The organism is Gemmatimonadaceae bacterium, from assembly GCA_036273715.1.
Taxonomy (GTDB): domain Bacteria; phylum Gemmatimonadota; class Gemmatimonadetes; order Gemmatimonadales; family Gemmatimonadaceae; genus JADGGM01.
In genome coordinates this window covers 44,133-57,592 of record DASUHB010000053.1, presented here as the reverse complement: position 1 = coordinate 57,592, position 13,460 = coordinate 44,133, and the positions used below count along the sequence as shown (strand labels likewise).

Below are 13,460 nucleotides of genomic sequence, written 5' to 3'. Positions count from 1 at the left end.
CGCACGCCTCCGCCCTCCGGTGGCCGTTAGGCCGCCGGCTTTCCTCAGGGGACCTGTCCCCGCTTCCCCCAGGCGGCGCGAGCCGCCGCTGCCCCGGAGCCGCCATGTCCGATCTCGTGTTCGCGCTTCGCTCCCTCCGCCGGACGCCGGGCTTCACCGCCGCCGCCATCCTCTGCCTGGCGTTAGGCATCGGCGCCACCAGCACCGTCTTCGGCATCGTCGACTCGCTGTTTTTTCGGCCGCCGGCCGGCGTCGGCGAACCCTCCGGCATCGTCCGGCCGTACATCGACGAGCGCGCCAAGTACACGATGCTCATCAACTCCCCGGCCGTCTCGTATCTCACCTATCAGGCATGGCGCGACGGCGCGAAATCGCTGTCCGGCGTCGCCGCGTTTTCCTCGTTAGGCCTGAGCGCCGGCCTCGGCAGCGCGGCGCGGCACGTGGACGGCTACCTCGTGTCCGGGAACTTCTTCTCGGTCCTCCGCGTCCAGCCTGCGCTCGGCCGCCTCTTCGCGGCCGAAGATGACGCCGGTCCCGGCAGCCCCCCGACCGCCGTCATCAGCCATGCGTACTGGCAGCGGGCGTACGGCGGCGATCCACAGGTGATCGGCAAACAGATCGTGCTCGACGGGCACCAGTACACGATCATCGGCGTCGCGCCCACCGACTTCCATGGCGTGGATGCCGACAACGCGGACGTATGGATCACGGTCTCGCACTCGTCGCTGGTCGGCTATCCGAGCATGTACCTGACGTCGAACAATGCGTTCTGGCTGTCGATCGTCGCGCGGCTCAAGCCAGGCGTGACCCGCGAAGCGGCCCGTTCGGAGATGGAATCGATCTACCGACACGCCGGCCTCTCCGGCGCCGGCAAGCAATCCGCGCCGTCGTATCTTCGCCTGACCCTCGGACCGATTCTCGCGGCCCGCGGCCCGAGCACCTCCGACAGCGCACGCATTGCGCGCTGGCTGGCGCTCGCGGCCGGGCTCGTGCTCGCCATCGCCTGCGCCAACACCGCGAACCTCCTCCTGGCCCGCGCTACCGTTAGGCGCAAGGAAATCGCGGTGCGGCTGTCCCTCGGCGCCACCGGCGCGCGCTTGACCCGCCAACTGCTCGTCGAGAGCATCGCCCTCGCCCTGTTAGGCGCAGGCGCCGGGCTGGTGCTCGCCTTCTGGGGCTCGGACCTCGTGCCCGCCGTCGGACTCCCACCGCTCAGCTTCTTCGCCCAGGGACGCGTGCTGGTGTTCACCTCCGCCGCGGCCATCGGCTGCGGCCTGGTGTTCGGCCTCGTGCCTGCGTGGGCGGCCACCCGCGCCGACGTGGCCGGCGCGCTCAAGGAAGGCGCGCGCGAAGGCATCGACCGGCGCTCCCGCCTCCGTACCAGCCTCATGATCGTGCAGATCGCGCTGGCCGTGGTCCTCCTCACCGGCGCCGGCATGTTCGTGCACAGCCTCCGAAACATCGAATCCGTCGACCTCGGCATGGACGCGCAGCATCTGCTCGCCGTGTCGGTCGACCTCTCCGTGGTCGGGTACAAGGACAGCGCCAGCGCGCGGTTCGATGAGCTCGCGCGCCAACGACTCGAGACGTTACCCGGCATCCGAAGCGCATCGATGACCACCACGGTGCCCGTGACCGGCGTGCTCATGGTCAATGATTTTCGGGTGCCTGATGCCGCCACACCGACGCATTCGATGTCCGACGCGACCGATCTCATGAATGCGATGACCGGACCCGACGCCGCCCTGAGTTGGAACGGAGGCCCGCACTACTTCGCGACGATCGGAACGCCGCTCATCGCCGGTCGCGATTTCACCGTCGCCGACATGGAGTCGAACGCCCACGTCGTGATCGTGAATCAGGCGTTCGCCAAGCGGATGTGGCCCGGCAAGACCGCGTTAGGCCACTGCGTCGACATGCAGGATGAGGCCGGCAAGTGGGTGTGCTACAGCGTCGTCGGCGTCGCCGCCAACGCCAAGTACTCCAGCATCGTCGAGACGCAGCGCCAGTCGTTCTGGACGCCCGTCACGGCGCGCAACGGATCGATGAACATTCTCGTCCGCACGACAGGCGATCCGGCGGCAGCCGTCACCAACGTGCGACGCGCACTGTCGGCGCTCGCGCCGGGCCTGCCGTACATCGAGGTCAAGTCGTTCACCGAGATCCAGCGCCCGCAGCTGCAACCCCGGCTCCTCGGCGCGTCCATGTTCAGCGTGTTCGGATTGCTCGCTCTCGTCCTTGCCGCGATCGGGCTCTACGGCCTCATGTCCTATCTGGTGGGCCAGCGCACGCGCGAGCTCGGCCTCCGCATGGCCCTGGGCGCCCAGCGGCGCAGCGTGCTCGCCATGGTGCTCCGCCGCGCACTCGTCCTCACGTTAGGCGGGCTCGCCATCGGGCTCGTCGGCGCGCTCGCGTCCGCCCGTCTCATCACGCATCTGCTCTATCAGGTGGGCGCCGCCGATCCATCCAGCATCGTGGCCGTCGTCCTCGTCCTCGTTGGCACGGCGATCGTTGCGGCCTGGCTCCCGGCGTATCGCGCCTCTCACGTCGACCCCATGGTGGCGTTGCGAGCCGAATGACAGGTTACCATTAAAGCATCACCTTTGCGGACTCTCGAGACCCCCATGGCCTCTCTCAAATCACTGTTCGGCGGCGCTCGACACGAAATCCCGGCTGCATCCGAGATGCAGCCGGACGCGCCCGCCGCGGATCTGATGCTCATCTCCACACGCAACATCGACAAGTCCTATCCCGTCGGGAACGGACAGGTGTTCGTGCTCAGGCGCGTGAGCATCGACGTCAAACCCGGCGAGTTCGTGTCCATCATGGGGCCGTCGGGCGCGGGCAAGTCCACGATCCTGAGCGTCGTCGGTATGCTCGACAGCGCGTGGACCGGCGAATTCTGGTTCTTGGGCCACCCGGTGCACACCTACACGATCAAGGAGCGCGTCGCGCTCAACAAGCAGTACATCGGCTTCGTGTTCCAACAGTACCACCTCATCGACGACCTCACCGTCGCCGAGAACCTCGACATTCCGTTGTCGTACCGGAACATCAAGAAGAGCGAGCGCGAAGCGATGGTCGCCGACACGCTCGACCGCTTCCAGATCGTCGGCAAGAAGGACTTGTATCCGCGCCAGCTCTCGGGCGGGCAACAGCAGCTCGTCGCCGTGGCGCGAGCCGTGATCGCGAGTCCTCGCCTTATTCTGGCGGACGAGCCCACCGGCAACCTGCACTCGAGCCAGGGCGCCGAGATCATGGAGCTGTTCACGCGGCTCAACCAACAGGGCACCACGATCATCCAGGTGACGCACTCGGAGACAAACGCGGCCTACGGCAACCGCATCATCAATCTCAAGGACGGCTGGATCGTTTGACCGCACGCCCTTGCGTTAGGCACCCGTGAGTTCACTCACCGCACCCGAGATTCCGCTCCGCATTCTCATCGCCGACGACCAGCCGGACGTGCTCGAGGCGTTGCGGCTGATGCTCAAGGGCGAGGGATTCCAAATCGAGACCGCGCGCTCGGTCGGCAGCGTCGCCGCGGCCGTCGAAGAACGCGATTTCGACGCCGTGATCATGGACCTCAATTACACCCGCGACACCACGTCGGGCCGCGAGGGCCTCGACCTCCTGCCGCGCCTCCGCGAGCTCGACCGCACGCTGCCCATCATCGTCATGACGGCCTGGGGCAGCGTCGACGGCGCCGTCGAGGCGATGCGCCAGGGCGCGTGGGACTACATCGAAAAACCGTGGGACAACGCGCGTCTCATGGCGACGCTGCGCTCGCAGCTCGAGTTAGGCAAAGCCATTCGCCGCACCATGCGCCTCGAGGGCGAGAACGCGCTGCTCCGCAAGGACGGCGTGCCCAACCTCATCGCGGCGTCGCCGCGCATGCGTCCGGTGCTGCAGCTCATGGAGCGCATCGGGCCGTCCGATGCCAACGTGCTCGTCACCGGCGAGCACGGCACCGGCAAAGAGATGGTCGCGCGGTGGCTGCACGCGGTGTCGCCGCGATCGGGACACACGTTCGTGGCCGTCAACATGGGCGGCCTGTCCGAGGGCGTGTTCGAGAGCGAGCTCTTCGGCCACGTGAAAGGCGCCTTCACCGACGCGAAAACCGACCGCGTGGGCCGCTTCGAGCTCGCCGATCGGGGCACGCTGTTTCTCGATGAGATCGCCAACATTTCGCTGGCCTTGCAGGCGAAGCTGCTCCGCGTGCTGCAAACCGGCGAGGTGGAGCGCGTCGGCTCGTCGCGCCCGCACGCCGTCAACGCGCGCATCGTGTCGGCGACCAACGTCGACCTCCACGCCGAAACCGGCGCCGGCCGCTTTCGCGAGGACTTGTTGTTCCGCCTGAACACGATCGAAATCCACCTGCCGCCGGTCCGCGAGCGGCGCGAGGACATCCCTGCCCTCGCCATCCACTTCCTCAAGCGACACGCCTCGCGCTATCAGAAAACGCTCGGCGGCTTCGACGCGGCGGCGATGCAGGCGCTGCTGGATCATTCGTGGCCCGGCAACATCCGCGAGCTCGACCATGCGATCGAGCGCGCCGTGCTCCTGGCCCAGGGTGACACCGTTCGCGCCGCCGACCTCGCGCTGCGTCCGGGCGCGCAGGGTGCGGCGTCGCGGTACGAGGAGTTGACGCTCGAGGAAGCGGAGCGCGTGCTCATCCAGAAGGCGCTCACCCGCTACGACGGAAACGTGAGCCAGGCGGCCAAAGCGCTGGGACTGAGCCGGAGCGCGCTCTATCGCCGGCTCTCAACGCATGGCCTCTGAGCGCCCGCCACACGCCACCAGCCTAACGACGCATTCGGGTCCGGCGCAGCCGTCGGCATTCGAGCGACGGATTCTCCTCCTTGCGCTGCTCGCCGGAACACCTGGCGGGGTCGTCGCCCTGGCGCTGCTCTGGACCGGCGACTACTCGGACCGGCTGCGCTGGACGCTCACCATCATCGTCGTCGGCGCCTGGCTCGGCGTAGCGCTCGCGCTGCGGGAGCGAGTGGTGCGTCCGTTGCAGACGATTTCAAACATGCTCGCCGCCTTGCGTGAGGGCGACTTCTCGATTCGCGCGCGCGGTGCGCGCGAGGACGACGCCCTTGGTCTCGCGCTTCTCGAGGTCAACACCCTCGGCGAGACGCTGCGCTCGCAGCGCCTCGGTGCACTCGAGGCGACGGCGCTCTTGCGCACGGTGATGGCGGAGATCGACGTCGCCATCTTCGCGTTCGACGAGCATCGCGCGCTGCGCCTGGTGAACGGCGGCGGTGTGCGCCTGCTCGACCAGCCGGCCGAGCGATTGCTGGGGCGCACGTCGGCTGCGTTAGGCCTGGCCGAATGCCTGCGCGGCGAGGCCGAGCGCACGGTGGACCTCGACTTCCCCGGCGGTCGCGGCAAGTGGCAGCTCCGGCGCGGCAGTTTTCGTCAGGACGGGCTTCCGCACCAGCTGGTCGTGCTGTCGGACCTGAGCCGCGCGCTGCGAGAAGAAGAGCGGCAAGCGTGGCAGCGCCTCATTCGCGTGCTGGGACACGAGATCAACAACTCGCTGGCGCCGATCAAGTCGATCGCCGCGAGTTTGCGCGACCTGTTGTCGCGCCCAACGCTGCCCGGCGACTGGCGCGACGATCTGGGCGACGGCCTGGCCGTGATCGCGGGCCGGAGCGAATCGCTCAGCCGGTTCATGGCCGCGTACGCCTTGCTCGCGCGACTGCCGAATCCGCAACCACGGCCGGTGGACGTGGAACAATGGGTGCGGCGCGTCGCGCATCTGGAGACGCGCCTCCACGTGCAGATCGCCACCGGTCCCCCGATCACGATTTCGGCCGACGGCGATCAGTTGGACCAGCTGCTCATCAATCTCGTGCGCAATGCGGCTGACGCATCGCTCGAGACGCACGGCGGGGTGACGGTCGGCTGGACGCGCAACGGCGCGACGCTGGAGGTCTGGGTGCGCGACGACGGGCTCGGCGTGTCGGACACGGCCAACCTGTTCGTGCCGTTTTTCACCACCAAGCCTAACGGATCGGGCATCGGGCTGGCGCTGAGCCGGCAGATCGCCGAAGCGCACGGCGGCGCGCTGACACTCGAGAACCGCCGCGACGCGCACGGATGCGAGGCGCGTCTCAGGCTTCCGTTGTGACCGCGACGGCTGCCGTGCTCCTCGACGCCGGGGCGCACCCGGTGATCGCGCATCGCGGCGCGTCGGCGTTCGCCCCCGAGAACACGTTGGTCGGGTTCGAGCGCGCGGCCGCGTTCGGCGCCGAAGCGCTCGAGCTCGACGTGCACGTCACCGCCGACGATCAGCCGGTCGTCATCCACGACCCGACGCTCGACCGAACCACCGACCGCCGCGGCGTGGTGAGACTGATGCCGTACGCGGCGTTTCGCGACGCCGATGCCGGCGCTCGGTTCACCACCGATCGCGGCGCGACGTTTCCGTTTCACGGACTCGGCGTGCGCGTGCCGCTCCTGGCCGAAGTGTTAGGCATGTTCGCGGAGACGCCGGTCATCGTCGAGATCAAGGCGGTCGCGGCAGCCCACGCGGTGAAGCGCGTGATCACCGAGTCGGGCGCGATATCCCGCTGCGTCGTGGCGTCGTTCGACGAGCGCGCGCTGGCGCCGTTCGATGCGCCGCCGTGGATTCGCAGCGCCTCGCGGGCCGAGACGCTGTCGCTCCTGAGTCGCGCCTTCGTGGGACGGGCCGCGCGTCCGTCACGGTATCGCGCGCTCACGATTCCGACGCGATTCAACGGCATCCCGATCCCAATGCGGATGCTGGCCGCGGCCGCGCGCCGCATCGGCTGTCCGACGCACGTGTGGGTGATCGACAATCCCGAGATTGCGACGTCGTTGTGGGAGCTGGGCGTGGCGGGGGTGATCACAAACCGGCCGGGCGCCATGCTCGCCGCCCGCGACGCGGGCGGCGCCGACTGACCCCCCGAGGCCTGACGAAAAAGGGCGACGGCTGTTGCCGTCGCCCTCTTCCGTCAGGCCCCGGGGTTACCGGTGGTGGTGTCCACCACCACCGCCGCCACCACCGTGCCAACCGCCGCCGCCGCCACCGCGAGGTGCCGACATCCGCGGCGCAGACATTCTCGGCGCAGACATCCGCGGCGCCGACATGCGGGGCGCCGATTCACGCGGCGCCGACATACGCGGCTCGGCCGCTCGTGGCGCTTCCATCCGCGGCATCGAGCGCGCACCCTCGAAGCGCGGCGACTGCATACGGGGCGCTTGCATCCGCGGCGGCTCCGCGCGTGGCGATTCCATCCGCGGCGCCGGAACGCGCTCCGCCGGCTCCACCCGCGTACCACGCTGGAAACCCGAACGCTCCGGCGTTGCTTCGAACGGACGGCCGCGCGGCGCGTTCACCCGCGTCGGAGGCTCAACGACCCGCCCGCGCGGCTGCGACGTACCATGGAACGGCTCCGCGACCCGGCCACGCGGCTGCGCGGTCCCACGGAACGGCTCCGTCGGGCGCATCGTCGGCTCGAACCGCGGCCGGCTCGGAATCGATCGCGAACCGGTGAAGGTCGGACGACGACCCGGCCCGAACACCGTCGGTCCGTCCATGCGCGTGCCGCCGTTAGGCATGCGCAGCGACGTCGGCACACGCCGGCCACCCACTCCATCCCCGGGACGCAAGGCGCCGCGGTTCAGCGCATGCACGCCGCCAAAGGACATGCCGGCGAAACGCGCGCCAGGCGACCGCGCGAAGCCGGTCGCGCCGAACCCTGTGCGCGGACGGTACTGAACGCCCACCACCGTCCTGCCGCCCGGGAAACCGCCCTTGAACCGGAACGGGGTGAACGGACGACCGAAACCGCCGCAATCGAAGCACGCGAAGAACGGACGGCTGAAGAACGGCCGCGGGAAGAACACCGAGCGCGGGAACGGCGTGAAGAACGGCCGGAAGAAGAACGGATCCCCGAAGCCGATCGTGATAAAGCCGCCGTAGAACGGCCCGTAGCCGTAGAAATACGGATCGTACCACGGATCATAGAACGGATCGTACCCATAATCCTGGTACATGTAGTAGTTAGGCCGCGCGTACGCCACGACCTGCTGTGTGCTGTACGACGCCAGGTCATAGTCGAAGTGCGCCGTCGCCATGCGGCCGACGAGGTTCGTTAGGCCCGTCTCCGGATCGGTGGCCATCGCGCTGTCGCCGATCACCGTGTAGTCCCAATGGCCGTCGCGCTGGAAGTCGTCGAACTGGAACGCCTGCGCCGACCACGCGGCGTAGACCATCCCGTTGCCCGAATCGTTCGACGACACGGTGAACGCGCTCCCGCCATCGCGGCCCACGATCTCGTAGCTCTTGCCGCCGTGCACCATGTCGTCGTCGGTCGGATCGATCGGGAACAGCACCTGAACCTGTCCGCTCGGCGAAACCTGGAAGACCACCAAGTAACCATCGTCGCGCACGTCGACTTGCACATGTGCCTGATCGCCTCGTTGGTACACGCTGCGATCGAGCGTCACGCGCACCGACGGAGTTGGGTCGGCAGCGTTGGCGCGGGCCGGCGCCGGAGGTCCGCCCGTCGCGGCGCCAGCAAGCATCAAAGGAACCAGTAAACCGGAGAGCATGTCCCCTCCCTAAACTCGAGTTCGCCGACCGGCCTTGGCCGACGGAACCACGGGCGCCCAAGACACCACGCCCCACCCTCACTATGGCGACTGTCGTGCCGCGACGCAAGTTGTTGCCGTGCAACGCGTTTTCAGCAGCCGCGACCACCTATTCGTCCGTCCAGCTGGACAGTGGCCGTGGTCGATTGGGGACACCGCTCCAGGCAGCCTCGGCCCGTCATTCTCAACACGTTGATCTGAATACGGTTCCGCAAGTTCCGCACTTCGCCGTTGAAACGCCTCTTGCGCGTGCTTCCCGGAAGCAGAATCATCACGCGTTCCCGCGGCAGTCCAGCCCGGCGCGCGCACCTCCTGCGCGATCATGCGCCGGATAGCCATCCCAGCACAGTCCGACGAGGGATACTCACATGGGCCTGAACGACAGGGCGAAAAAACTGATCACGCAGCCGAGGCAGGAATGGTCGGTGATCGACGCTGAACCAGCCACCGTGGGCGGGCTGTACACCGGATACGTCATTCCGCTGTCGCTCGCGCGTATCATCGCGTTTGTCATCGGCGCCGTACTCTTTGGCGGAAGCGTGGGCTTAATCGGCAGAGTGGGCTACCCGATAGGTTGGCTGATCCGCTTTGCGTGCGGGACCTTCATCACGGACCTGGTCGCCGTCTACGTGTTCGCGTTGATCATCGACGCCCTGGCGCCGACGTTCGGCGGCACGAAGGGCAGCATGCAGGCGCTGAAGGTCTCCGCGTATTCGCTCACCGCGGTCTGGGTGTTCGGAATTCTCGCGATCATACCGGTCATCGGCTGGATCGGCGCGCTGATCGGCTTGATCTATTCGATCTATCTGCTCTATCTCGGATTACCCATTCTGATGAAGGCGCCGGCCGACAAAGCAGCTGGATACACGGTCGTCGCGATCATCGCCGGCATCGTGGTGTTCCTGGTGATTGGCTGGGTGCTCGCGATGCTCGGTCTCGGCGGCATGGCAATGATGCGCTGACCCAGGCGCTCTGTTAGGCACGTGGGGCGGGGCGCGCACGCGCGCCCCGCCCCACCGTGCATCCGGCCGTCGATCAGAATCCGAATCGCAATCCGGCCGACAACGCCCAGTTCTGTGTCACCGGCGCGTCGATCGGCTCGCCCGAAATGTCCTGCAGATTGAACCGGCCAATGTAGTCCTTGGCCATGAACCGCACGCCGATCGAGCGCGCGATCCTCGCATCGATTCCTACACCCGCATTCCACGCAAAGTTGGTCGCGGTTGTCGACGGAACGCCGTCGCCGCCGTCGCCAAAATTGTAGTGCATGGCGCCGGCGCCGATCTGGAAAAACGGCTTCACGGATCCGCGGCCGAATGGACCGGTCGGCACGCTGAATTGCAAGCCGCCGTCGTACAGCCAGATGTTCGAATTGCCCTGCGCGCCGGTCGCGGCAAGCGGCACATCCACCTCGACGTTCGACTTCGCGTAGCCGAGGTTGCCGTAGAACGAGACGTACGGTGCGAGCTTGAGCGCGAGCTGTGCTCCCACCACCGCGGCGTCGTCGGTCGTCAACGACGAGCCCGTACGCCGGCTGAAGAAATCACCGAACGTCAGATAGCCGACGTACGGCGTGAACTGAACCACCTCATCAGACGATTCGTCGATCACACGCAGCCCACGCTGCGCGCTCAGCGGCACGGCGGCCGCGACGAGCGCGACGACTGCCGCGACAGCGCCGGTTCCTGTACGCATCGGGTTCCTCCGGTACGAGATGTCATGCGAGCACACCTCGCGCCGAAGGCACGCGTCATACCAGACTTTCGCGCGCTCGCGCTACCGCATTGATACAATGGCACTTGCGCGCGAAACGGCCAAACGCTTCGCGCGCGCTGCTGTCCACGCGTAGAGACGAAATTGTCCACTCACTGCGTCGAACGAGGCGGCACCACATTCCAATTGATGATGGCGTTCCAGACCATCGGAAATTCGTGATGGTTGAGATAGCGATGCAGCGGATCGAACGTGAACGCAACGACGTGTCCTTTGCGGACCGGCACGTCGAAGATCGCGCCTTGCCCGATGATCTCATCCTCCCCGCGCACCATGCCGGACACGACGTACGGCTCTTCCGATCCGTGCTTCTTCGATTTCGCCGTCGAGTCGCGCGGCGGCGCGGCCTTGTTGGGCTCGCCCATGATCGCGCCGGTATCCGCCGCTTCCGGCAGCTTGGTGCCGTACTGCAGAATCAGCATCGCGCTGTCGCGCGGCGGCACTTCGAACAGCGGCGCATTGCCGCGAAACACGGTGGTGGTGTCGGGGAACCCATAGAGGATCGGCGATGCGTGTCGCATGCGCACGCGCACGACGGATCCCGGATGGAACAACGTCCGCGTCGGATGCGGCGAGAGCTCGGCGGCGATGCCCGACTCCGCCGCGAGGCGCGTCGACGTCTCGAGCGTGATCAGCTCGCCGCCATCGTCGACGAACGCGCGCAGGGCCTCGAGGCCGGCAAAGCCGGGGCCGCCGGTGATGTCGGGGCTCGAGAACGGCGTGCCCAAGTTAGGCGTCGCGGACGTCTTCTCGAACGGCAGCGGTCCGACGTCGCGATCGACGCCGTTGATCATCCGGTCGAGCGACCCGTTCATGTTGGGCACCAGGATGACGTCGAACCGTTTGCGCAGCGCGCCGCGCCGCAGATCGTCCTTGTCGATCGACGTGTACGGGATGCCTAACTGATCGAACGTATAGCGCGACCAGCCGGCGTCCTGGGTATCGTACCACGAATGGTAGACGGCGATGCGGGGCAGGTCGACGGCGTGCCGTTGGACATCCGGCACACGGTCCGCGCTCACCAGCGGCAAGCCCCATCGGTCGGCGATCTCTTTCGCCGCGCCGGCCGGCGCGCGCTCGATGATCACCGATCCCGCCGGGAAGCTGTCCTGCCCAACGACGAACGCGTGCTCCGCCACCGCCGCGGTTGCCGCGCGGTCGCGTTCACGCAGGTGGAAGAGCGCCGGCAGCACTTCGCTCTGCGCACGGTAGGCGAGCAGGTAGACGGGGCCGGCGCCCCGCACCGCGCCGCGGTACGCCACCGTGTCCGCGAGGCGCTCGAGATCGGTCCAGTGAAACACCGACGTATCGTTCACCGCGTGCACCTGCACGCCGTAAAGCGCGCCTAACGTCCACGCGATGTCGTCGTAGGGCGGATACTGCGCCGTGCTCGGGTAGCTCTGCGTGCTGAGCAGGTTGACGGCGAGGTCGCGATACGGCTGGTCGAGCCTGATCACGAAGTCGCCCGCCGAATCGCCCGCGGTGCGTCGATCGATCTCGATGTGCTGGCGCTCGAGCTGGTTGATCAGGTAGGCGACGCGGCGCGGATCGCGCTGACGCGCGAACCCGGGAATCACGTACGCGTGCGGCGTCTCCGTGCGGCCGCGCGCGAGGCTGTTCACGCCCACCTGATAGAAGTCGTGCAACATCTTCGAGGCGTTGGTCGCTGCGTATGTGAGCGACGCGAGAACGCCGGTCTCCTGATAATTGACGTTGTCGCGCGAGCTCCAGTACACCTCCTTCGTCGGCGGCCACGACCGATACCACTCGCGCGACGTCACCGGTGCTCCGGCGTATCGCTCGCCCGACAGATCGCGCAGATACGTGTCGCCGCCCGCGTTGCCGAACGTCTCGAAGAACCGGCCGACCGCATTGTGATTGTTGGCGACCCACATGCCGTAGCCCGGCCACCATCCGTCGAAGAACGCCCACGTCCACACGCCCGGCAGCCCGGCCGCGCTCAACGTCGTGATGTCGTTGTTGGCGAGCACCTGCCACTGCCCGATGATGATCGGATCGTTGTTCACGTTGTAGGGCCCGGTGCCCGTCGACACGTACAGCAGCGGCACCGACTCGTGCAGGTCGTGCATGACTAACGGATGCCAATCGTAGTAGATGTCGAAGATCGCCTTCGTCAGCGCTTGCGAGATCTGCAGGCCGTCGCGGTTGTTGTCGTGCAGCACATAGCGGCCCCAGAACGGCGACGAACGCGGAAAGCCGTCGTCGAACTTCGGACGGCCCTTCGTATAGTGCAGGTACCAATCCACCTGCTTGTCGCGGCCATCCGGCTCGCTCACCGGATTGATGATCGTGATCACGCGGCTGCGAATCATGGCATCGGTCGAGTCATCGCCCACCGCCAACCGGTACGCGAGCTCCGTTAGCATTTCCGGCGAACCCATTTCCGGAGAATGCAGGCCGCCGTTCAGATAGTAGATGGGCTTTGCGTCGCCGATCACCGCCGCCGCGGAATCGGCGGGCAGCGTCCGCGGATCGGCCAGGCGCCGCATCAGCGCTTTATAGTGGTCGATCGAGTGCATGGTCTGCTCGTCCGCGATCACCACGAGAATGATCTGTCGCCCTTCTTCGGTGGTCGCGATGCTGTCGACGCGCACCCGGGGTGTCGCCCGCGCGAGCGCGCGGAAATACGCGTAGATGTCCTTCGTGTGGTGCATCACGCCGGGCGCTCCCGCGATGCTCCCGAAAAACTTGAGCGGACTCGGGACGCTCTCGCTCGCCGGCAGCGTGGCGACTGCCTGCGGCAGAAACCGCGGGTCGGTCGTCGCTTCGCGGACTAACCGGGCATAGCCCGTGTCCAACGCAACCCGGTGTCGAGTGGGCGCCGGCGCCTGCACCGAATGCGTCTGCTGAACAGGGGGCGCCGGCTGCTGGTACGCCGCAGGCTGTTGCAGCGCGACGGCGAGGAGGATCGAGAAGGGAAGCACGAGAGGTAGGTGGCTGGAGGTACGTTTTGGGTAGTTGTGAGTATCACCAAACACGCGCTCCATCAACCCCTTCCGGCGTTCCCCGGCCGTATCCGAATCGTCAATTGACGAGGG

9 protein-coding genes are annotated in these 13,460 nt (G+C 67.1%); 6 read left to right on the top strand and 3 right to left on the bottom strand.

Translation table 11 applies throughout. The annotated features are described in order from the left end of the window. The first annotated feature begins 104 nt into the window (after window positions 1–104). Genes VFW04_11795 through VFW04_11775 form a run of 5 tightly spaced genes read left to right on the top strand, consistent with a single transcriptional unit; the run spans window position 105 to window position 6,933 of the window. Entirely contained in the window at window positions 105–2,579 is a 2,475-nt protein-coding gene (locus tag VFW04_11795; GenBank protein ID HEX5180005.1) for an ABC transporter permease, read from the top strand. Between the two features lie 45 nt (window positions 2,580–2,624). Continuing rightward, on the top strand, window positions 2,625–3,377 hold the full coding sequence (locus tag VFW04_11790) for an ABC transporter ATP-binding protein (GenBank protein ID HEX5180004.1): 753 nt from the start codon (window positions 2,625–2,627) through the stop codon (window positions 3,375–3,377). A 25-nt stretch (window positions 3,378–3,402) separates the two neighbouring features. Further along, complete coding sequence (locus VFW04_11785) at window positions 3,403–4,782, top strand: sigma-54 dependent transcriptional regulator (GenBank protein ID HEX5180003.1); 1,380 nt, start codon at window positions 3,403–3,405, stop codon at window positions 4,780–4,782. Then, window positions 4,772–6,139: an ATP-binding protein gene (locus VFW04_11780; protein ID HEX5180002.1), complete on the top strand. Its 1,368-nt coding sequence runs from the start codon at window positions 4,772–4,774 to the stop codon at window positions 6,137–6,139. The genes VFW04_11785 and VFW04_11780 overlap by 11 nt, the downstream gene beginning before the upstream one ends. After that, window positions 6,136–6,933 (top strand): glycerophosphodiester phosphodiesterase family protein, encoded by a 798-nt coding sequence (locus VFW04_11775; GenBank protein HEX5180001.1) that lies wholly within the window; start codon window positions 6,136–6,138, stop codon window positions 6,931–6,933. The genes VFW04_11780 and VFW04_11775 overlap by 4 nt, the downstream gene beginning before the upstream one ends. Before the next feature lie 66 nt (window positions 6,934–6,999). Here the strand turns inward: VFW04_11775 and VFW04_11770 are convergent, their stop codons facing one another. Further along, the gene (locus tag VFW04_11770; GenBank protein ID HEX5180000.1) at window positions 7,000–8,589 is read right to left on the bottom strand and encodes a DUF4384 domain-containing protein; all 1,590 of its coding nucleotides are present in this window, start codon (window positions 8,587–8,589) and stop codon (window positions 7,000–7,002) included. A 407-nt stretch (window positions 8,590–8,996) separates the two neighbouring features. Here VFW04_11770 and VFW04_11765 point away from each other — a divergent pair, with 407 nt between their 5' ends. Continuing rightward, window positions 8,997–9,590 (top strand): Yip1 family protein, encoded by a 594-nt coding sequence (locus VFW04_11765; GenBank protein ID HEX5179999.1) that lies wholly within the window; start codon window positions 8,997–8,999, stop codon window positions 9,588–9,590. A 73-nt stretch (window positions 9,591–9,663) separates the two neighbouring features. Here VFW04_11765 and VFW04_11760 read toward each other — a convergent pair whose 3' ends face one another. Together VFW04_11760 and VFW04_11755 are read right to left on the bottom strand one after the other, a co-directional pair. Then, window positions 9,664–10,323, bottom strand: coding sequence for an outer membrane beta-barrel protein (locus VFW04_11760; GenBank protein HEX5179998.1), 660 nt, complete (start codon window positions 10,321–10,323; stop codon window positions 9,664–9,666). Between the two features lie 170 nt (window positions 10,324–10,493). Continuing rightward, entirely contained in the window at window positions 10,494–13,346 is a 2,853-nt protein-coding gene (locus tag VFW04_11755) for a M14 family zinc carboxypeptidase (GenBank protein HEX5179997.1), read from the bottom strand. Window positions 13,347–13,460 lie beyond the last annotated feature (114 nt).